Here is a 20,838-nt window from a genome sequence, read left to right on the forward strand (position 1 = left end):
TCGCCGAACCCGGCGCGAGGCCATCGGTGTTCATGCCCAGGATCAAGCGATGCGAGCCATTGTTCTGTTGTAGCGCTTCTGCACCAGACATCCACTATCGAAAGTGATAGTTGCGACCACCGCCAGTTTGGAAAGAATCGACTCGCTTGTTACAAAGCATTCGGCCGACGGCATCACGCTACCAGCGGCTTCCACTTCAGTCACCAAGAAAGTCCATGCAGGCGCTGCGTTTGACAAACCCTTTGAGCCGGTCTGAAAGGGTTGAACATGTTCGTCTTGATTGAGGGGTTGTTGGCTCTGGCCTTGGCGGGCCTGATGTTGGTGATCGCCCTGCCCACACTGCACGCCCAAACTCCGCCCAGCCGCACCGAGATGTCTGCCCAGTACCTGCTGGCCCTCAGCCAGGTGCTGGAGCGTGGTTACCAACAGACCCAGCGTTACCCCAGCCAGGTGATGGCCGACTTTCCGGACCTGAGCACTGACAGGATCTCCGGCGTTGGCGTGCCGCCTGGACCGGCATTTCGTTTTTCGCTGCATTCCAGCCCCCACGCCTACACCCTGACCGCAAGTGCCCAGAACGGCTTGCAATGCACGCTGACGCTCAATCAGGCGGGGGCTCGAACGATGAAAGGCGCCGATTGCGGCACCTTGCGTTGGTGACGGCCCCCTAAAAGGCAACTTGGCTCAAAACCCAACAAGACCCTTGCCTGACGATCGGATCATGAAGGCGAGCCTCAACACCCCTGCATCATTTATGAAGAAATAATTCCATCTGATTTGAATAAGCCGTGGATTTTCAGCCAGATTTTCAATGAAAACCACGCAAATCAATCCATCCACGGGACAGTGCCAAAGCCACGGCATGGGCCTTGGAGGCAGCGTGCATTTTGGAAATGGCATTTTTGAGGTGAAATGCCACCGTCGCTTCGGACACCGTTAATATTTTCGCGGTGTCGGCGCCGGTTTTGCCAAGCGCCGCCCATTTCAGGCATTCAAGCTCACGGGGTGTCAATGTCTGATCTTTGACGTGCTCAAGCGCCGCCTTGAAAATGCGCATCAAGGAAATGCGATTGGCGGCCAGAATCAGGCGCGACGCATTCATCAAGCCACCTTCGGTTGACGCGGAACCGTCCTCTTGCGTCAGCGACAGGACCAGCCGATGCGGCAGACCGACTCCCGCAGGAAACTCCATGACCTGTCGCGTCTTGACGCGCACCCCTTCCGGGAGATCAAAGGTCTGAAAATCAGTGGAGGGCCCCTGTCGCGCGGCTTCCGACGGATCCGCCTGCGTCAATTCCTGCCGGGATGCCGCGCCAAAGATGAAGTCTTTGTCGGGCACGTTGACCACACTGGAACGGCCATCATCGATATTTGAAAACCACAAACGACGGGCTTCACCAGAAACCGCCCAGTATTCAACCATCAGATCCAATCGATCCACATCGAGCATCTGAGCGATTTTCACCAACAGACCACGCACCGACTCCAAGTCAGTTGCTTTGGACAACTGAGAGATCGTGGCAATCAGATGATGTTCTGTGGGAGGCATGAGCAAGTGAATGAAATGCCGCGTGGAAATCAGCAATGGGCGCAACAAGCGCCCATTTCCAATTTGCCACCAGTATCCCCAACAGGAAAATGACGTGGCAGTTCAGCGGTACGAGAAGATTGGGGGTACAGACACAAGCGAGGGGGGATTGGATTCCCTCCCGCTCATCGCTATCAGATTCTAGCCAGAAACCACGCAGGCCATTGAATGCCACCCTCATCAAGAAGGAAAAACCCGCATCATCCGCCCGTTGCCCTCCCGTCGCCCGCCTCAAACCACAGATTGACCAGTGCCGGACAGGCCGGCCACGCCGGTGTGCGGAACCTCAGGGGGGTGGGTGACGATGCTGTCCAGCGCCGGCACCGGTGGTTTGAGTGCCGCCAGGTCGGGCAGCGGTCGACGCAGCACAGGTGAGGCCGCGAAGGCCTGCTCCATGGCGCGCGCAGCCGAGAGCAGCGCCAGGTCGCCCCGGAAGCGCCCCACCACCTGCAGGCCGAACGGCATGCCCAATGGGTCGGTACCGCAAGGCAAACTGATGGCCGGGTGGGTGGTGAGGGTGATCACATAGGTCAGCGCCAACCAGCGGTAGTAGTTGGCCTGGGCTTTGCCGTCGATGGTGTCGGCGTGCGGCAGCGTCCAGGGAAACGGAGACACCGGCGTGGTGGGTGTGAGCAGCAGATCGTAGTCGGCATACACCGCCTGGAACCGGTTGAGGATGCGGGTCTGCTCGGCCTGCGCCCAGGCGCTGTCGAGCAGGCTCATGCGCATGCCGATCTCATAGTTGGCGCGTGGGTTGGGGCCCAGGCTGGCGGGGTCGCGCTCATAGGCGTCTCGGGTACCGGCCACAAAGGCCTCGGCGCGCAACACATCAAAACAGCGGTGCACATCGCCCAATTCAAGATTCACCTCGTCGCAGCGGGCAAACAGGTGTCGCATGGCCTCCATCTTGGCCAGGAAGGTGGCGCGGATGACCGGGTCCACATCGCAAGATCCCAAATCAGTGCTGTAGGCCACGCGCAAGCGGCCCAGATCGCCCATCGGAGGGCGCAGGAAACTCAGCGGATCCAGCGGATAGCTCAGTGGGTCACCCGGGTGCATGCCGGCCGATGCGGCCATCTGCAGGCAGGCATCGCCGACGGTGCGCCCCATGGGGCCGACCACCGAGATTGGCGTCCAGCCCAGCAACTTGCGCACGCTGGGCACCACACCGGGCGAGGGGCGCAGGCCCACCACACCGCATTTGGCGGCCGGGATGCGCAGCGAGCCACCCGTATCAGAGCCGGTGCACACCGGCAGCATATCGGTCGCCAGCGCCGCCGCAGAGCCCCCGGAGGAGCCCCCCGCATTGAGGTTCGGGTTGAAGGGGTTGCCAGTGGCCCCCCACACCGGGTTGCGTGAATTGGCACCCGCCCCCATCTCAGGCACATTGGTCTTGCCGGTCACGATGGCGCCTGCGCGGCGCAGGCGGGCCACCAACTCGATGTCCTGGGCCGGGATGTTGTTGCGGTAATTCGGCGAGCCGAACGTGCTCAGCAGCCCGGCGGTGGGCTCCAGGTCTTTCACCCCCAATGGCAGGCCGTGCAGCAGGCCCAGGGCTTCGCCACGCAGCACCGCCTGCTCTGCCGCTCGGGCCTCGACCCGGGCGCGGTCATAGCATTTGGCGGTGACCGCATTGATGCTGGGGTTGACGGTCTCGATGCGCTCGATGCAGGCTTCGAGCAATTCAACGGGTGAAATCTGGCCTTGTGCGATCAGCTCGCGCAGCTCAACGGCAGAGCGGGTGACCAGGTCGGAGGAAGTCGATGCAGTCATGGGCAGGGTCTGGGGTGAACGATCGTGAAGGGAGAGACAGGCCTCAATCGGGCTCAAACGGCCTCAAATGGCCTCAATCGGCCTGGATGTTGGCGCGCGCGGCGGTGGCGCGCATCAGTGGCAGTTCACTTTCGATCAGGGCCGAGGCTTCGGCCGCGGTGGAGAAACTGGGCTCCAGCCCCTGGTCGCTCAAGGCCTTGCGCACGCCCGGGTCGGCCAGGGTGTCGCCCAGGGCTTTTTGCAGCTTGGCCTTGACGGGTGCCGGGGCGCCGCGCGGCGTCAGCAGCATGACCCAGGATTCGAGTTTCACGTCGGGGTAGCCTGACTCGGCAAAGGTGGGCACATTCGGCAAGGCACTCAGGCGCTTGGGCGAGGCCACGGCCAGGGCCTTGATCTTGCCGGTCTTGAGCTGTGGCAAGGTGGCAGTGACGGTGTCGAAAGCCAGCGGCACCTGGCCGCCCAGCAGATCGGTCATGGCAGGGGCACTGCCCTTGTAGGGAATGTGCGTGACCTTGAGGCCCATGGCGTAGAAGGCCATTTCAGCCACAAAGTGCGAGCTGGTGCCGGCGCCAAAGGAGGCATACGAATACTTGTCGGGCGCGGCCTTCACCGCGGCTTTCAGATCGGCCAGGTTCTGCACCGGCACCTGGGCATTGGCCAGCAAGACCAAGCCAGCACGGGTGATCATGCCGACGGGCTCGAAACTCTTGACGGAGTCATAAGGCAGGTTCTTGCGCACCGCCGGGTTCAGCGTGAGCGTGGAGCCCGGGCCCATGAACAAGGTGTAGCCATCCGGGGCCGCCTTGGCCACATAGGCCGCGCCAATGGCGGTGCCCGCCCCGGGCCGGTTGTCCACCACGATGGGGGCGCCCAGGCGCTCACCCAGCTTGGGTGCAATGGCGCGCGCTACCACGTCGGTACTGCCGCCCGGCGGGAACGGCACCACCAGCGTGATCGGGTGGGCGGGGTAGACCGCCTCGGCACCCGCCATGCCGGCGCACAGCGCCCATCCCGCCAGGCCCAGGATGTTCAGGGTGGCACGGCGACTCAAAGCAGAAGAAAAAGACAGCTTCATGGCAAAGGCTCCAGACGACTTGAAAGAGTGGGTTCAAGCCATGTTAGGCAGCCTAGAGCCATCCAGCAACGGCAATCCAAACAAACCTGCGTTGCGAACAGCGCAATTCATGTGGTGCCGTGGCACCCACCCTAGCGCATGCGGTCCAGGTTGTACTCGGCATCGCGTACCCGGTCACGGGCACGGCGCAGGTTGCGGTCGTTGTCCGACAGGTCGTCGCGCAGCTTCTTGCGCGCATCGTCATTGCCTGCGTTGCGCAGCTTGTTTTCAAGATCGATGCGCCGGTTGTCCAGGCTGCGCACCTGCTCCCTTGAGTCGCGCACCTCGCGCCCCACGTTGACCCGACGGCGGAACTCGCCATCGATGGCTGCGGGGCAAACGCCGTTGTAGTACTTACCGTCCAGCCCCAGCCGCACCGCATTGGGCATTTGGCAATAGCTGAGCAGCCCCTGATCGCGCCCGGCCACATAGGCCCGGGTGTCCACGACGACCCTGGCTTCGGCACAGTCCTTGGACAGATCGTTGAGCTTGGACAGCGGCGCACCCGCCATGCCGTCACGCAGGCCCACATCGCTCCAGCGGGCCACCTTGCACTCCTCGACACTCATGGTGGAACAGCCGGCCAGCAGGCCCAGGCTGCCGATCGAGATCGCGAGCCAAAAAATCAACTTCCTCATGCGCATTGCCTCCAATGGTGATTTGTTCGGCCCAGTTGGCCCGAATGACGAATCGGTGTGTACACAGCCCCACGGGCCCCACCCCCGGTGGCCGATGATAGGAGATCAGATACATTGCGTTGCAATTTTGGAGAGCGCAGCATCCTGCTTAACATGTCGGCCTCGCCTGCCTGCGCCGCAAAGCGCCTTGTTTTCCGATGAACCGCCCCGCCATGAATCACCAAGCCTTGCAAGACACGTCCTTGCGCTATTTCCTGGAGGTGGTGCAGACCGGCTCGGTGACCGAAGCGGCAGCCCGCCTGCAGGTGGCTCCCTCCGCTGTCAGCCGGCACATTGCCCGGCTGGAGGCCGAGCTGGATACCTTGCTGTTCGAGCGGCGCGCGCGCGGCATGGTGCCCAACGCCGCAGGCGAGTTGCTGGCCACCCACGCCCGCCGCGCATGGCAAGACATTGAACGGGTGGCCGACGAAATCCAGGCCTTGCGAGGCCTGAAAAGCGGCGTGGTGCGGGTGGCCTGCACCGAAGGCTTTGCGTCCGAATTCGTGCCGGGCCTGATCGCAGATTTTCAGCGCCAGTACCAGGGCATCCGCTTCGGCCTGCAAGTCAGCCTGCAGGCCCAGGTGCCCGAAAAGGTTCGCCAGGGAGAGGTGGATATCGGCATCACCGTGAGCACAGTGTCCGAGCGCGGCATCAGCGTGGCGCTGCGGCATCCCTCCCCGATCATCGCGGTGCTGTACCCCGAACACCCTCTGGCGGGCCGCAGCCAACTCACGCTGGCGCAACTGGTGGGCCATGCGGTCGCCCTGCCGGGGCCGGACTCCACCTTGCGTCAGCTGTTTGACATCAGCTGCAGCCGCCAGGGCCTGAACTTCGAGGCGGTGTTTGAATGCGATCGGCTCGATCCCTGCCTGTCCTTTGTGCGCTCGCGCGGCGGCATCACCTTGAACGGCGAACTGGCGCTGCGCGAGCGCCTGCGCCGCGGCGAGGTGGTGGGCATCCCGCTGCGCGACCGCGAAATGAACGAGCGCCATTTCGAAGTGCAGACCCTGGCGGGTCGCACCCTGCCGCGTGCCGCCAAAGCCTTTCTGGACCACCTTCTGGAGGCGCTGGGCCAGCAGAAATGAGGCTTGAGGCATGCCCGACGCCATGGCCCCTGCAAACCCAGGCCGCACCACAGCGCCATACTGGTTGGCTGACCTCAGATGGGGCCGCGGAGACTTCGCGCCTGCACCCGCAACGCGAGCCGGTGCAAACGCTCGGCACGGCCACCTCTGACGGGCCACAATAGACCAGGCAGCCTGGGTGAGCCCAAGCCGCTCACCCAACGATCGCCATGAACCAACTCGACTCTCTGCGTGCCCTGCTGGCCGTCATCGACCTGGGCGGCTTTGCCGCCGCAGCGCGAGCACTTGATACCTCGCCCGCCAAGGTCACGCGACTGATCCAGGACCTGGAGAAGACCCTCAACACCCGGCTGCTGCAGCGCACCACGCGGACCTCGTCACTGACCGAGGCCGAAGAACTCTACGCAGCCCGCATCCGCCCGGTGATCGATGCACTGGATGCCGCGAATGACGAGGTGAGCACCAGCGGCCGCCTGCCCAGCGGGGTGCTGAAGGTGCGCTCGTCTCTGGACTTTGCCGCGGCCCAGTTGATCCCGCGAGTCTCTCGCCTGCAGCGCCTGTACCCCAAACTCGAAGTTGAGATCAACACCAGCGATCGGTTGCTGGAGTCGCCCGACCTCGAGTCAGACCTGACTGTGCTGTTCTCGCGCAACGGCCTGCCGGACGGTGATTTCGTGGCCCGCAAGCTGGGCACCACCACCGGTGTGATGTGCGCCTCGCCGCACTACCTGAAGACCCATCCGGCACCTGAACACCCCTCGGATCTGGTGCACCACGAGTGCTTGCTGCCCTCAGGCAAGGACCTGCCCCATTCCTTTCTGCTGGCTTCGTCCGAACCGGCCGCCCCCCAGCATTACGAATTCCGCCCCGGGCCGGCCAAGTTTCACTCCAACAGCTCGGAAGCGCTCTACCACGCAGCCTTGCAGGGCCTGGGACTGGTCGGCATGCTGTCGGTTCATGCCCAGCCCTACATCCGCAGCGGGGCCTTGGTACGCGTGTTGCCGCAATGGATAGGAGACCGATGGCAGGTATGGGCCGGCTACGCCGGGCGGAAACACGTGCCCCGCAAGGTCCAGGCCTTGCTGGAGTTTCTGCAGACCGAGTTTGGTGACCCAGAACTGGACCCCTGGTTGCTTTGACGCATGCCGCGATCGGTGAGGCTTGAAATCCCGACGCACCAGCATGGCCGGAGGCATCCCACGCCAGCAGCCTTCAGGGGGGGCGCCAAACCGTGAACAGCCCTACTCACTGTTACATTCAAAATTGATAGTAACAATCATGTAAGCGTAAGATAAAAATCATTTTGTGAGGTCATCATGCGCCCATCCCTTTTGCTGCCTTTCATGTTGAGCGCCATGGCCTGGGCCTCGGCGGCTCAGGCCCAGGCCCCCGCCGACACGCAACAAGCCAAGAATCGTTACAAGCAAGACTTGCAAATCTGCGCCAGCGAAACCAGCGCCGACAGCCGCATGCAATGCAAGCGCGACGCCAAGACCGAATACGACCAGGCCCTGGCCACCCTCAAAGCCAGCCAGCCTGTCACGGCGCCCGAGCACGCGGGCCCGGCGGGCTGTGCCGATTGCGGCACGGTGAGTTCAGTCAGTCAGGTCGAGCGTGAGGGCGAAGGCAGCGCCTTGGGCCTGATCGCGGGCGGCGTGGCCGGTGCGGTGCTGGGCCATCAGGTGGGTGGCGGCTTTGGCAAAGACCTGGCCACCGTGGCGGGTGCTGCAGGGGGCGCCTATGCGGGCCGCGAAGTCGAGAAAAAGGTCAAGAGCCACAAGATCTGGGTGGTTGCCGTGCGATTCAACGGCAACAGCACCCAGCGTTATGAGTTCCAGAACGACCCGGGCTTCAAGGTGGGTGACGCCGTCAAAAAATCGAATAAATCGATTGTGCGGCCCTGACACCCGTCATTGACGATACGCGGGGTAGGTGTCGCCATCATGCCCCCCTCGGTCCAATTGATCTGCCCATGAAAACCACAGCACTTTTCGCAGGCTCATTGCTGGCTGCCTTGCCTTTGCTGGCAGCCGCTCAATCGCTGAAATGCGGCAACGACTTCACCCAGCTCGGCATGAGCAAGCTCGATGTGCTGCAGAAATGCGGCCAGCCCCTGGCCACTGACAGCTTTTGCAAGCCCACCGACCCGGCGCGCGCCCCGGCCCAGAGTGCGGCCGGCAGCTGCGAAAAGGTGGAAGAACTGCTCTACAACCCGGGCTATGGGCAGTTCATGACCGTGTTGCGCTTCGAGAGCGGCGCCCTCAAGGAAGTGCGCTACGGCGACCGGGCCCGCTAGCCCAGGCCAGGCTCGACCGCCCGACCTGGATCAACCCTCCACGTCGAACTTCACACCCTGGGCCAGCGGCAGCTCGCGCGAATAGTTGATGGTGTTGGTGGCCCGGCGCATGTAGGCCTTCCAACTGTCCGAGCCGGCTTCGCGGCCACCGCCGGTTTCTTTCTCGCCGCCAAAAGCGCCACCGATCTCGGCGCCGCTGGGGCCGATGTTGACGTTGGCAATGCCACAGTCCGAGCCCACGGCCGACATGAAGCGCTCGGCCTCGCGCAGGTCCAGCGTGAAGATCGACGACGACAGGCCCGCACCCACTGCGTTGTTCAGCGCAATCGCTTCGTCCAGATCGGTGTAGCGCTGCACGTACAGGATGGGGGCAAAGGTTTCATGCAGCATGGGGCCGCTTTGGGCCGGCATTTCCACCAGCGCGGGGCGGGCGTAACAGGCCGACTCGCCAGCCTCGGTCAACACCCGCTCGCCGCCGTGCACCACGGCGCCCAGTTCGCGAGCCTGCTGCAGCGCCTGCTGCATGGCGCCCAGTGCGGCCGCGTCGATCAACGGGCCGACCAGCACGCCGTCTTCACGCGGGTCGCCCACCCGCACGCTGGCATAGGCCTTGATCAGGCGCGGCACCAGGGCGTCGTACACCGAGTCGTGCACAAACAACCGGCGCAAGGTGGTGCAACGCTGGCCTGCGGTGCCCATGGCCGCAAAGGCGATGCCGCGCAGGGCCAGGTCCAGGTCGGCGCTGGGGGCCACGATGGCGGCGTTGTTGCCGCCCAGCTCCAGGATGGCGCGGGCAAATCGGGCCGCCAGCTTGGGGCCCACGGCGCGCCCCATCGCGGTAGATCCGGTGGCCGACACCAGGGCCACCCGGGGGTCGTCCACCAGGGCGGCACCCACATCACGTTCACCGAGCAGCAGGGGCAGCAGCCCTTCAGGGGCCGTGCCGAAGCGGCTCAGGGCGCGCTGAACAATGGCCTGGGTGGCCAGCGCCGTGAGCGGTGTTTTCTCGGAGGGCTTCCAGACCACCGAGTTGCCGCAGACCAGGGCCAGCGCGGCATTCCACGACCACACCGCCACCGGAAAATTGAAGGCCGAAATCACCCCGCACACCCCCAGCGGGTGCCAGGTTTCCATCATGCGATGGCCGGGGCGCTCGGTGGCGATGGTCAGGCCGTGCAATTGGCGCGACAAACCTACCGCGAAATCACAGATGTCGATCATCTCCTGCACTTCGCCCTCACCTTCGGACGGGCTCTTGCCCACCTCCAGGGTGACCAATTGGCCCAGCAGGGCCTTGTGGGTGCGCAGCTCTTCGCCAATCAGCCGCACCAGCTCGCCGCGGCGCGGGGCCGGGGTTTCGCGCCAGGCCAGAAATGCCTGCTGGGCCTGCCCGATCACAGCCGCCACCTCAGCCGCCTGTTGCAGCGGCAATTGGGCCATCACCTCGCCCGTGATCGGCGAGCGCACGATCAAACCGCCCGGCTGGCGGTATTGGGTGGGTGCCACGCCCAAGGCCCCCATCAAACGGTCCAGTTCCTGGGGGGCCGGAGGAAATCCGCTGGACAGCGGAGAGGAAGGGGAGGACAGGCTGATGGTGCTGCTCATGAACGTCTTTCGGGTGAGGCTCGGAAGGCCGCACTATCGCGCAAACCAACGCCCCTGCCTATCGACGTTTGCGAAAGACTTGATGTTCAAACAGAATCAAGTCTACTCAAACATCCCACAGATTAGCGTTTCATCATTCTCTGACAGCATCATGAGGCGATCCCTGCATCGGGCTCTGCGGGCTGTGTCCAGGGCTCGGCCAGGCTTTGTGAGGGGCGCCGCAACACCGGATCGAAAGGGTTGATGCGCGGGCCGATCTGGGCCGCCTCACGCTGCAGCAAGGCCACCACGGTGGGCAAGCGCTCGGGGTTGAGCCGGTCGGCGATCGTGCCCACGCTGAGGGCAGCCACGGCCCGGCCATCGGCCCCCAGCACCGGCACCGCCACCCCGGCCATGCCATCGAGCAGGCCGGTGTTGCGCCCGGCATAGCCGAGTTGGCGCACCCTTTCGACCTCGGTGCGCAGGTAGACCTCGTCATACACCCCGAACTCGCGAACCCGGGACAAATTGAAGCGGATCACCTCCTCGCGTTCGTCTTCGGGCAAAAACGCCAGGATGGCCAGCGCCCCCTGGCCCACCCCCAGGGCCACCCGCCCACCAATGTCGCCCGTGAACGAGCGGATCGGAAACGGGCCCTCGGCCCGGTCCAGGCACACCGCGTCAAAGCCGCTGCGCACCAGCAGGAAAAGTGTGTCGCCCAGGCTGGCGCAAAGGCGCAGCAGGGCCGGACGGCACAGGGCGCGCAGCCCGCCCGTGTTGCCGGCCTGTGCGGCCAGGGCAAAGAAATCGACGCTCAGCCGGTACAGCTTGCTGCGGCCGTCCTGCTCCACCATGCCTTCGGCCACCAGGGCCTGCAGCAAGCGGTGCGTGGTGGCCTGGGTCAGGCCCACGGCCTGCGCCAAATGGGTGACCCGCGCACCTTCCGGGGGCACGCGGCTCAGCGCCCGGATCACCGCAAACACGCGTTGCACACCACCGGTGCCAGTTTCTGCTTCTGCCATCTTCACCTCGTTGGAATGGACCCGAGGCATTCAACCCCAGTTATTTCATTTAACGGAATATTTTATAAATATCTTCTGTTTAATGGAATATCCCATTGTTTCGGGCCCGGGTATTGCAATAGATTGAAAAAAGAACGAGCGACTTTCCAGCTTCCACTCTTCATCGACGCCGATGCCCCCGGGCATCTGCTGAAAGGCTTTCACGATGTCCTTTTTGCAACTGCACGACCTGTGCAAAAACTACGGCGCCACCCGGGCCGTGAGTGACCTGAACCTGCAGGTGGAGCAAGGCGAATTCGTTTCGCTGCTCGGCCCTTCGGGCTGCGGCAAGACCACCACCTTGCAGATGATTGCCGGCATCGAGGCGGTCAGCAGCGGCCGCATCGTGCTGGATGGCCAGGACATCACCCACACCAAGACCAGCAGCCGCGGCCTGGGCATCGTGTTCCAGACCTACGCCCTGTTTCCGCACATGACTGTGGCCGAGAACGTGGGCTTTGGCCTGGAGATGCGGCACTGCCCCAAGGCCGAACGCGATCAGCGCGTCGCCGAAGCCCTGGCCCTGGTGCGGCTGGACCAGCATGGCCAACGCTACCCGCGCCAGTTGTCGGGCGGGCAGCGCCAGCGCGTGGCGCTGGCACGTGCCCTGGTGATCCGCCCGCCGGTGCTGCTGCTCGACGAGCCCCTGTCCAATCTGGACGCCAAGCTGCGCGAAGAGATGCAGTTCGAGCTGCGCCGCATCCAGCGCCAGGTGGGCACCACCACGGTGATGGTCACCCACGACCAGTCAGAGGCCCTGTCCGTGAGCGACCGGGTGGTGGTGATGGAGGCTGGGCGCATCACCCAGGTCGACCACCCCGAGGCGGTGTACGAGCACCCGGGCAACCGCTTCATTGCCACCTTTGTGGGCAAGGCCAATCTGATCCCGGCCCAGGTGGTGGCCGGCGAGCACGGGCCTGAGATCAGCCTGGGGCCCTTGCGCCTGGCGCTGCCTGGCCTGCACCATGCCCCGGGCAGCCGCGTGTTGGTCGGCCTGCGCCCCGAGAAACTGCGCCTGTGCGCCCCCGGCCAGGGCCGGCTGGGCGCCAAGGTGCTGGAGCGCTTCTTTCTGGGCAGCCAGTGGATGTACCGACTGAACAGCGCCCTGGGTGAGTTGCTGTTGCTGGCGCCCAACGATGGTGGCAGCCCCCTGGCCGTGGGCGCTGACGCAGGCATCGACTGGCCACTGCATGTGACCCGGGTGCTGGAAGCCTCGGGCGCCGCCGCCGCGCTGACAGCCACTGAGGCCATGGCATGAAAAAGCCCGTCCCCTGGCTGCTCAGCGGGCCCGCGCTGTGTCTGTTCGCCACGCTGCTGGTCACGCCGCTGTTGCTGACCGCCGTGCTCTCGTTCAACGGCTTTGACTACGCCACCGGCGTGAAAGAGGGTGAGTACACCCTGGCCCATTACGCCCACCTGTTCAGCGACAGCTATTACCTGGGCATTTTCTGGCGCACCTTCTGGATGGCGGGGCTGACCACCCTGATCTGCATGGCCGTGGGGGCGCCCCAGGCCTATGTGCTGAGCCGCATGGGCAGCCCCTGGCGCTCGATCCTGTTGCTGGTGGTGCTGGCGCCGCTGCTGGTGTCGGTGGTGGTGCGGGCCTTTGGCTGGTCGATGCTGCTGGGCCCTGAAGGCCTGGTCAACCAGGCCTTGATGGCCCTGGGCCTGGGCCGCGTCAAGCTGCTGTACACCGAGGCGGCCGTGGTGATCGCCCTGGTGCACGTGATGCTGCCCTTCATGGTGATCCCAGTCTGGACCTCGCTGCAAAAGCTCGACCCCAGCGTGGAGCATGCCGCCGCCTCGTTGCAGGCCAGTCCCTTCACCATCGTGCGCCGCATCGTGCTGCCCCAGGTGATGCCCGGCATCCTGTCGGGCAGCCTGATCGTGTTCGGCCTGTCGGCCAGCTCGTTCGCCATCCCGGGCCTGCTGGGCGGGCGCCGGCTCAAGATGGTGGCCACCATCGTCTACGACGAATACCTGCACGAACTGAACTGGCCCCAGGGCGCGGCGGTGGCCCTGACCCTGCTGGTGGCCAACCTGATCGTGATGCTGAGCTACAACCGCCTGGTGGAGCGCCGCTACCAGAAAGCCTTGGGGTGAATCCGCCATGAGTACCACTGCAAACCTCAATGCCTCCGGGCGCATCCCGGGCAAAAATGGCCCCCTGGCCCTGCTGTTCAACGCCCTCGTGGTCAGCTTCATGCTGGCCCCGCTGCTGATCGTCTGTGTGGTCGCCTTCACGCCCGAGAACACCCTGACCCTGCCGCGCCACGGCCTGTCGCTGCGTTGGTTCAAGGCCGTGTTCGAGCACCCCGACTTTGTGGCCTCGTTCTGGAACAGCCTGTGGCTGGCCCTGGGCTCGGCCACGCTGTCCACCGTGCTGGCCGTGCCCGCTGGCCTGGCGCTCACGCGCTACACCTTTCGAGGCCGGGAGCTGATCAACGCGCTGTTCCTGTCGCCGCTGATCATTCCCCACCTGGTGCTGGGTGTGGCCCTGCTGCGCCTGTCCAGCCTGGTGGGTGCCGCGGGCAGCTTCGGCTTTCTGCTGCTCGCGCATGCGCTGGTGGTGACGCCCTATGTGTTGCGCCTGGTGCTGGCCTCGCTGGTGGGCTTTGACCGCAGCATCGAGCAGGCCGCGCTGTCGCTGGGGGCCTCGCCCTTGCGCAGCTTTGTGCGCATCACCCTGCCCATGATCCTGCCCGGGGTGAGCGGTGGCTGGCTGCTGGCCTTCATCAACAGTTTTGATGAGGTCACGCTGTCGATCTTTGTCACCTCACCGTCCACCGTCACGCTGCCGGTGCGCATGTACATGTACGCCACCGAATCCATCGACCCGCTGATGGCGGCCGTGTCGGCCCTGATGGTGGGGCTGACCGCCGTCGCCATGCTGGTGCTGGACCGGCTCTACGGCCTCGACAAAGTGCTGGTCGGAGGTCACCGATGAACCCCCATGCCCTGAAGAAGACCGGCCCCGGCCTGTTGCACCGTGTGGCCGAAACCGGCCGCACCCCGCTGACCGTGCAGGTGGATGGCCAGCCCGTGCAGGCCCTGGCCGGCGACACCGTGCTGACCGCCATCCTTCAGCACCAGGCCTCCTTGCGCCACAACGAGTTCAGCGGCCAGCCCCGTGCCGGTTTCTGCCAGATGGGTGCCTGCCAGGACTGCTGGGTGCGCACGCCAGAAGGCCGGCGCCTGCGCGCCTGCACCACCCTGGTCAGCCCTGGTCTGAGCGTGCTGACCCATGCCGAGGAGAGCCCGCTGTGAGCGCCCCCCGCACCCCGCCTGACCTCAAGGCCCCCGTGGTGATCGTGGGCGCCGGCCCCGCCGGCATCCGCGCCGCCCAGACCCTGGTCGCCCATGGCCTGAGGCCGATCCTGATCGATGAAGCCGCACGAGGCGGCGGCCAGATCTACCGGCAGCCCCCGGCAGGGTTCTCTCGCCCGCCCGAAGCCCTGTATGGCTTCGAGGCCGGCCGCGCCCGCGCCGTGCATGCGGCCTGGCAAGCGCTGCTGCCCCGGGTGGACTACCGCCCCGAACAATTGGTGTGGAACGCTGGCCCGGGCTGGCTCGACGTGCTGCAAGGCGAGCGCAGCCAGCGCCTGGCCTGGTCGCAACTGGTGGTGGCCACCGGCGCCACCGACCGCGTGCTGCCCCTGCCAGGCTGGACGCTGCCCGGCGCCTACACCCTGGGCGGGGCCCAGGTGGCCTTGAAATACCAGGGCTGCAGCATCGGGCAGCGCGTGCTGCTGACCGGTACCGGCCCCCTGCTCTACCTGGTGGCCTACCAGATCGCCAAGGCCGGCCGCGCCCACGGTGTGCAGGTGGCCGGGGTGCTCGACACGGCCGGCTGGGCCGGCAAGATCGCCGCGCTGCCCGCCTTGCTGAACCAGCCCGCCACCCTGGCCAAGGGGCAGTACTTTCTGGCCTGGCTGCTGGCCCATGGGGTGCCGGTGCACTGGGGCGTGCGGCCTTTGCAGATACTGGGCAGCGAGCGCGTTGAAGGCCTGCGCTGGCAGGATCGCCTGGGCCGCGAGCACAGCACCGCAGCCGACGGTCTGGCCCTCGGCCATGCCCTGCGCTCGGAGACCCAATTGGCCGATCTGCTGGACTGCCGCTTTGAATTCAACGCCCTGAACCGGGCCCACCTGCCGGTGCGCGACGCCGCCGGGCGCAGCAGCGTGGCGGGCGTGTACCTGGCCGGCGATGGTGCCGGCATCCAGGGCGCTGATGCGGCCGAATGGGCCGGCGAACGCGCCGCCCTGGCCCTGTTGGAAGACCGCCAGGGCTTGGCCCCGGGCCCGCGCAGCCGCGCGCTCGACGCCAAGCTGGCCGGCATCGCACGCTTCCGCCAGGGGCTGGAGACCGCCTTCCCCTTCCCCACCGATTGGGCGGCGCAGGCCCCCGATGAGCTGGTGGTGTGCCGCTGCGAAAACATCACGGCAGGCGAACTGCGCCAGCAGGTCAAAGACACCGGCGCACCCGAGTTGAACCGCCTCAAGGCGCTCAGCCGCGTCGGCATGGGCCGTTGCCAGGGCCGCATGTGTGGCGTGGCCGCCGCCGAGATCCTGGCCCACGCCAGCGGCCAGCCCATCGAACAGGTGGGCCGGCTGCGCGCCCAGGCCCCCATCAAACCCCTGCCCCTGATGGCCCATGCCAGCCAGCTTGGGCCAGACCCTGCCCCGGAGACCGACTGATGCAGACCCTTGATTGCGATGTGCTGGTGGTGGGGGGCGGCATTGTGGGCAGCTCGGCGGCGCTGGCGCTGGCCCGCATGGGCAGCCAGGTGGTGCTGATCGAACGCGATCTGTGTGGCTCGCGCTCCAGCGGTGTCAACTTTGGCGGTGTGCGACGGCAGGGCCGGCCCATGAATCAATTGCCCTTGGCCCAGCGGGCCCACGGCATCTGGGGTCGCCTGCCCGAACTGATCGGCAGCGACGGCGAATACCAGCGCAGCGGCCACCTCAAACTGGCCCGCAGCGAGGCCGATCTGGCCGCGCTGGAACGCTATCGCGAGCAAAGCGCCGCATTTGACCTGGGCCTGCAGGTGTTGGGCCGGTCAGAGGTACATCGCCGCTGGCCCTGGCTGGGCGAGGTGGCGGTGGGCGGCTCGCTGTGCCCCGAAGACGGGCAAGCCAACCCGCGCCTGGTGTCGCCGGCTTTTGCCCGGGCGGCCGAGCGCGCCAGTGCCCGCGTGCTGGAGCGCACCCCATTGATCGCACTGGCCCACGATGGCCAACGCTTTGTGGCCGAGGCCGGCCCCGACGGGCAGGCCCACTGGCGTCTGCGCGCGCCCCAGTTGATCAACTGCGCCGGCGCCTGGGCAGGCCAGTTGGCGGCCCAGTTCGGCGAGCCTGTGCCCCTGGTTTCGGGCCACCCAGCCATGGCTGTGACCGAGCCCCTGCCCTTTTTTGCCCCGGTCAGCCTGGGCGTGGAGGGCGGCGGCATCTATGGCCGCCAGGTGCGGCGCGGCAACTTTGTGTTGGGCGGCGGCTCGGGCCTGGCCCTGGACGGCCAGCGCGCCCGCAGCAGCAGTGAGGCCCTGCTCAAGTTGACCCAGCAGGCCATCGAACTGCTGCCCGCACTGCGCGGCGCCCACATCATCCGTACCTGGAGCGGCACCGAAGGCTACCTGCCCGACCGCCAGCCCGTGCTGGGTCCCAGCCACCAGCGCAGCGGCCTGTGGCATGGCTTCGGCTTTGCCGGCGCCGGTTTCCAGATCGGCCCGGCGGCCGGCGAGGTGCTGGCCGAGCTGGTCCACCAAGGCCACAGCAGCACCCCGCTCGAAGGCTTTGACATCGCCCGTTTCCAGCCCGCCACGGCGGCCCTGGCCTGATCACCCCTGCCTTTTCATTCACCGACCTTCCCCCAACCAGCCAACAAGGACCACAGCATGAAAACCACCCCCTCTGTGCAAGCAAGCCGTTTCAGCCGCCTGGCCTGGGCGAGCGCCGCCTTGTGCGCCGCCACCTTGGGCAGCCACGCCATGGCCGACACCAAAACCCTGTACATCGGCATGAACGGGGGCCAGATGGAGAAGGCCTACACCCAGTACGTCTTCCCGGCCTTCGAGAAGGCCTATGGCGCCAAGGTGGTGGTGGTGCCGGGCACCTCGTCCGACATCCTGGCCAAGGCCCAGGCCAACAAGGACAAGCCCCAGATGCATGTGATGTTTTTGGACGACGGCATCATGGCGCGGGCCATCAACATGGGCCTGTGCGAGAAGCAGCGCGACACCCCGGTGCTGAAAGACATCTACCCCGCCGCCCGCCTGAAGAACGACATGGCCACCGGCGTGAGCCTGGGCATGACCGGCCTGGCCTACAACAAGAAGATGTTCACCGAAAAGGGCTGGGCTGCGCCCACCTCATGGATGGACCTGGCCGACCCCAAGTACAAGGGCAAGGTGGTGTTCCAGTCGATGCCATCCTCCACCTTCGGGCTGCACGGCTTCTTGATGTTCAACCGCATCCAGGGCGGCACCGACAAAAACGTCGAACCCGGCTTCAAGGCCTGGGCCAACACCATCGGCCCCAATGTGCTCGAGTACATCCCCAGCTCGGCCAAGATCTCTGAAATGGTGCAGACCGGCGAGGCCGCGCTGTTCCCCCTCACCCCCACCGCCGTCGCCGGGCTCAAGGCCAAGGGCATTCCGGTGGAATACGCCCAGCCCAAAGAGGGCTCCGTGGTGCTGATGGTGGCCCAGTGCGTGATCGCCAAGAACAGCGAGCCCGAACTGGCCCAGAAGCTGACCGAGTTCCTGCTGTCGCCCCTGGCCCAGGCCAACGTGCTGCAGTTTGGCGACCAGATCCCCACCAACCCCAAGGCACCGGTGGTGGGCAATGGGGTGGAACAGGTCAAGCTGATCAACGGCTACATGAAAAACGCCATCACCGTGGACTGGGACGCCATCAACGAACAGCGCCCGGGCTGGAACAGCCGGTGGAACAAGACGATCGAGCGTTGATACAGCTGGGTGGGCCGTCCTCGCACTGAGATCAGCTCCGGCCCCTTGCGCCCATCACCCGATGGTCCGATCCGACAGCAACTGGGCCAGCAGGTTCCAGTTGCCCAGGTTGTCCACCACGAGCAGGCCTTGGCCATCCTCCAAAGGCCGGTACGACGACCCATCGGGCCGTGCCACATGGGCACCGGCTTCGGCCATGAACAGGGCGCCGGGGGCATGATCCCAAGGCTCCGTACGCCAGAACAGCACGAAGTTCTGCCGCCCCTGGGCGATCGCCGGGTACTCATGGCCGGAGCAGCGCATGCCTGGCAGCACCTGCGCCAGTTGGCCTTGGCAGGCCTCGATGTCGGTTTTCAAGGCCGGTGGGAGAAAGCGCGTGAAGATCGCCCCGCGAAGCTGCTCCAGCGCCAGCGGGGTCTGCGGCGCGTGCAAACGCTGGCCATCCAGGTAGGCGCCGGCCCCTTTTTTGGCAAAGGCCAAGGTGTCGGTCAAGGGGTCGAGCATCCAGCTCATGACCGTTTCGCCGTCACGGATCAAGGCGACCATGACGGCAAAAATCGGGCTGCCCGCCACAAAATTGGCGGTACCGTCCAAGGGGTCGACCACCCACAGCTCAGAGGCCGCAGCCGCATCGATGCGGCGCTGTGACTGCATCGAAGTGGCCTCTTCACCCATCACCAGCGCACCGGGCAAGAGCTCCTGCAACCCGGCTGTCAACAAGGCCTCGGCTTCGCGGTCTGCCGCAGTCACGGTTTCGCCGGGCGATTTCTCCTCGATGTCCTCTGCCCGCAGCAAGCGGAAGCGGAAGCGGAAGCGGAAGCGGAAGCGGAAGCGGAAGCGGAAGCGGGGCAGGATGGCCTGCCGGGCCGCCTGCCGCATCAACTCAGTGACCTTCTCTTCCATCCTGAAATCCTCTCGCCCCCCACCACCGGAGGCCGAGGCCGCGTGCCAAGGTGTACCAAGGTCATGGAGGGTGCTCATTGGGTAAAGTGCGGCTCACCGAGAACTGAAGCCGAATGGTGGGCCACAGCGCCAAGACGGCCGTCGACCTGAAAAGAGGGAGGGTATCAGCATGAAATTGTTGAACATCGCATTGGCACTGATCATTTTTCTTCAACTGCTGCTGGCCTTGCACCAGTACAGGCGGCATCGGCGGCTGAAGAAGCACCAGCAGCGGGTGGTCGATGGGCTGGACGGTTCCCGGTTCTGGCGCGTCGGCATGGCACGGGTCGAGTTTCTGAGAAAGTGGCCCAAGCTGAGCGCCCACCAGGCCTTGGGTGTGTTGATCGATGAGGGGGATTCGGTCCGCCTCAGGGGCCGTTGGCATGGGGCCCCGGAGGACTTTGAACAACTCGTGCGCAAAGAGCAGGCCACGCTCACCTGGCTGGCCCCACACCCTTTGCGCACCGCCAACCTGGCCTGGGTGCAGATCGATGCCCCGTCTGGCCCACTGCTGGTGTGTGCAGAGACACTGGCCAACCCCAAAGCCTCGCGCGAAGCCTTGGCCGACATGGTGCGCTCGGTCTTTCCAGGCTTTGCGTTGCCAACTGGCGCAGCCACGGATTTTTCGCTGGAGAAGAACCCGTCTTCGCTGGTGGCCGTGATCGTGTTTCTGACGCTGCTGTTGCTCTCCCTGCTCGACACCTATGTGTTCAACGACTACGAGCTGATCGAATCCCAGGTGGCACAGCTGCTCAGCAACCCGGCCCTGCTGGTGGCCGTTGGGGCTTTGGGGCTCGGGCTGGGCTGGTTCAGTTACCGCCGGCTGCTGGCTGGCAAGGTGCCGGTGCAAGAGTCGCTAGCGCTGGCCTTTTTTCTGACAGGCGCTTTGGCCATGGCGGCGCTGCCTGCGCTCAAGCGGGTCGATCAGGTGCTGGCGAGCGGGCCATCCACCTGGTATGCCTACCGCGTGGTCGATCGGGTGGTTCACCTGAGCCCAGTGGATGCCCGCCAGGGCCTGCCCACCTTGCGCTTCACCAAGGCCCCGGAGTACTGGGCTCAGGTGCCCGCCGGCAGCGAGGTGCAGGTGCCGCTGCTGCGCGGCCCCCTGGGCCTGTGGCAGCTTGATCATCAGCGCTTTGACCCGCCGATCCTGAAGTTCTATGAAGATGCCGGCCCAAAATGAGCGGCGCGGGCACCTCAGGCCAGAGCCGCAAGCTGGGGCAGCACCCAGCCCTGGGTTAAGCTCGGCAGCCCCGCAGCCCACCCCGATGCCGCCATGTCCACGCCCCCTGCCCCACCAGCCCAGCGCCACAACCCTTTGCATGGGCTGACCCTGGAGGCCATCGTCACCGCGCTGGTCGATTTCTATGGCTGGGACGAACTGGCCCACCTGGTGCCCATCCGCTGCTTTGCGCTCAACCCCAGCATCAAGTCGAGCCTGACCTTTCTGCGCAAGACGCCCTGGGCGCGTGAAAAGGTCGAAAGCCTTTACCTGTTCATGCTGCGTGAACAAAGACGGCAAAATTAATATCAAAACAAGACCGCTAAGTACGAAAATACCCAAGTGCTCGTTGCGACGAGGCCACGCGAAAGTGTGATTTCACTGGTTTGAACACGTTCATCTGCGGCATTGCCTCGGCCTACTCAATGACGTTCGCCAGTTTGCCCGGTCGCTGATGCCGTTTTGATCCAGCACAATTCCTTCGGACTCGGCATCTCGCTTTGATTTTGTCACCCCAGCAGAAAGCGCA

The 20,838-nt window shown here is 65.3% G+C and carries 21 protein-coding genes; 14 read left to right on the forward strand and 7 right to left on the reverse strand.

What is annotated here, in order from left to right; all coding sequences use genetic code 11:
* Positions 1–267: 267 nt before the first annotated feature.
* Positions 268–660 (forward strand): type IV pilin protein, encoded by a 393-nt coding sequence (locus AC07VS_RS16095; protein ID WP_494751461.1) that lies wholly within the window; start codon positions 268–270, stop codon positions 658–660.
* Between the two features lie 148 nt (positions 661–808).
* Here AC07VS_RS16095 and AC07VS_RS16100 read toward each other — a convergent pair whose 3' ends face one another.
* From AC07VS_RS16100 to AC07VS_RS16115, 4 genes are all read right to left on the reverse strand, one after another.
* Positions 809–1,597: a response regulator transcription factor gene (locus AC07VS_RS16100; RefSeq protein WP_494657636.1), complete on the reverse strand. Its 789-nt coding sequence runs from the start codon at positions 1,595–1,597 to the stop codon at positions 809–811.
* 222 nt (positions 1,598–1,819) lie between these two features.
* Positions 1,820–3,361 (reverse strand): amidase, encoded by a 1,542-nt coding sequence (locus AC07VS_RS16105; RefSeq protein WP_494751462.1) that lies wholly within the window; start codon positions 3,359–3,361, stop codon positions 1,820–1,822.
* A 73-nt stretch (positions 3,362–3,434) separates the two neighbouring features.
* Positions 3,435–4,436, reverse strand: coding sequence for a Bug family tripartite tricarboxylate transporter substrate binding protein (locus tag AC07VS_RS16110; RefSeq protein WP_494657638.1), 1,002 nt, complete (start codon positions 4,434–4,436; stop codon positions 3,435–3,437).
* A 131-nt stretch (positions 4,437–4,567) separates the two neighbouring features.
* On the reverse strand, positions 4,568–5,113 hold the full coding sequence (locus tag AC07VS_RS16115) for a DUF2799 domain-containing protein (protein WP_494657639.1): 546 nt from the start codon (positions 5,111–5,113) through the stop codon (positions 4,568–4,570).
* A gap of 212 nt (positions 5,114–5,325) precedes the next feature.
* Between AC07VS_RS16115 and AC07VS_RS16120 the strand changes: the two genes are divergently transcribed.
* From AC07VS_RS16120 to AC07VS_RS16135, 4 genes are all read left to right on the forward strand, one after another.
* Positions 5,326–6,237, forward strand: coding sequence for a LysR family transcriptional regulator (locus tag AC07VS_RS16120; protein ID WP_494657640.1), 912 nt, complete (start codon positions 5,326–5,328; stop codon positions 6,235–6,237).
* A gap of 209 nt (positions 6,238–6,446) precedes the next feature.
* Complete coding sequence (locus AC07VS_RS16125; RefSeq protein ID WP_494751463.1) at positions 6,447–7,376, forward strand: LysR family transcriptional regulator; 930 nt, start codon at positions 6,447–6,449, stop codon at positions 7,374–7,376.
* A 177-nt stretch (positions 7,377–7,553) separates the two neighbouring features.
* Positions 7,554–8,141, forward strand: coding sequence for an outer membrane lipoprotein (locus tag AC07VS_RS16130; RefSeq protein ID WP_492345774.1), 588 nt, complete (start codon positions 7,554–7,556; stop codon positions 8,139–8,141).
* 68 nt (positions 8,142–8,209) lie between these two features.
* The gene (locus AC07VS_RS16135; RefSeq protein ID WP_494657643.1) at positions 8,210–8,533 is read left to right on the forward strand and encodes a DUF2845 domain-containing protein; all 324 of its coding nucleotides are present in this window, start codon (positions 8,210–8,212) and stop codon (positions 8,531–8,533) included.
* Between the two features lie 30 nt (positions 8,534–8,563).
* Here the strand turns inward: AC07VS_RS16135 and amaB are convergent, their stop codons facing one another.
* Both amaB and AC07VS_RS16145 read right to left on the reverse strand, forming a co-directional pair.
* Positions 8,564–10,054, reverse strand: coding sequence for an L-piperidine-6-carboxylate dehydrogenase (gene amaB, locus AC07VS_RS16140; protein WP_492346158.1), 1,491 nt, complete (start codon positions 10,052–10,054; stop codon positions 8,564–8,566).
* Between the two features lie 233 nt (positions 10,055–10,287).
* Positions 10,288–11,139 (reverse strand): IclR family transcriptional regulator, encoded by an 852-nt coding sequence (locus tag AC07VS_RS16145; protein ID WP_492345776.1) that lies wholly within the window; start codon positions 11,137–11,139, stop codon positions 10,288–10,290.
* 205 nt (positions 11,140–11,344) lie between these two features.
* Between AC07VS_RS16145 and AC07VS_RS16150 the strand changes: the two genes are divergently transcribed.
* Genes AC07VS_RS16150 through AC07VS_RS16180 form a run of 7 tightly spaced genes read left to right on the forward strand, consistent with a single transcriptional unit; the run spans position 11,345 to position 18,145 of the window.
* Complete coding sequence (locus tag AC07VS_RS16150; RefSeq protein WP_492345777.1) at positions 11,345–12,436, forward strand: ABC transporter ATP-binding protein; 1,092 nt, start codon at positions 11,345–11,347, stop codon at positions 12,434–12,436.
* Positions 12,433–13,281: an ABC transporter permease gene (locus AC07VS_RS16155; RefSeq protein WP_492345778.1), complete on the forward strand. Its 849-nt coding sequence runs from the start codon at positions 12,433–12,435 to the stop codon at positions 13,279–13,281. The genes AC07VS_RS16150 and AC07VS_RS16155 overlap by 4 nt, the downstream gene beginning before the upstream one ends.
* A 7-nt stretch (positions 13,282–13,288) precedes the next feature.
* A complete protein-coding gene (locus AC07VS_RS16160; protein ID WP_494751464.1) occupies positions 13,289–14,125 on the forward strand; it encodes an ABC transporter permease in 837 nt (278 codons plus the stop codon).
* Positions 14,122–14,445 (forward strand): (2Fe-2S)-binding protein, encoded by a 324-nt coding sequence (locus AC07VS_RS16165; protein WP_492345780.1) that lies wholly within the window; start codon positions 14,122–14,124, stop codon positions 14,443–14,445. The genes AC07VS_RS16160 and AC07VS_RS16165 overlap by 4 nt, the downstream gene beginning before the upstream one ends.
* Positions 14,442–15,875, forward strand: coding sequence for an FAD/NAD(P)-dependent oxidoreductase (locus tag AC07VS_RS16170; RefSeq protein WP_494751465.1), 1,434 nt, complete (start codon positions 14,442–14,444; stop codon positions 15,873–15,875). The genes AC07VS_RS16165 and AC07VS_RS16170 overlap by 4 nt, the downstream gene beginning before the upstream one ends.
* Positions 15,875–17,014: an NAD(P)/FAD-dependent oxidoreductase gene (locus AC07VS_RS16175; protein WP_494751466.1), complete on the forward strand. Its 1,140-nt coding sequence runs from the start codon at positions 15,875–15,877 to the stop codon at positions 17,012–17,014. Before AC07VS_RS16170 ends, AC07VS_RS16175 begins: the two co-directional genes overlap by 1 nt.
* Before the next feature lie 57 nt (positions 17,015–17,071).
* The gene (locus AC07VS_RS16180; protein ID WP_494657649.1) at positions 17,072–18,145 is read left to right on the forward strand and encodes an ABC transporter substrate-binding protein; all 1,074 of its coding nucleotides are present in this window, start codon (positions 17,072–17,074) and stop codon (positions 18,143–18,145) included.
* Positions 18,146–18,199: 54 nt separating this feature from the next.
* On the opposite strand, the gene AC07VS_RS16185 is transcribed toward AC07VS_RS16180, so the two are convergent.
* The gene (locus AC07VS_RS16185) at positions 18,200–19,048 is read right to left on the reverse strand and encodes an inositol monophosphatase family protein (RefSeq protein ID WP_494751467.1); all 849 of its coding nucleotides are present in this window, start codon (positions 19,046–19,048) and stop codon (positions 18,200–18,202) included.
* Between the two features lie 169 nt (positions 19,049–19,217).
* On the opposite strand from AC07VS_RS16185, the gene AC07VS_RS16190 reads away from it, so the two are divergent.
* A complete protein-coding gene (locus tag AC07VS_RS16190; protein ID WP_494751468.1) occupies positions 19,218–20,270 on the forward strand; it encodes a hypothetical protein in 1,053 nt (350 codons plus the stop codon).
* 93 nt (positions 20,271–20,363) lie between these two features.
* Positions 20,364–20,615, forward strand: coding sequence for a VF530 family protein (locus tag AC07VS_RS16195; protein WP_494751469.1), 252 nt, complete (start codon positions 20,364–20,366; stop codon positions 20,613–20,615).
* Positions 20,616–20,838: the final 223 nt, after the last annotated feature.

Source organism: Curvibacter sp. GW821-FHT01G03 (assembly GCF_059422285.1).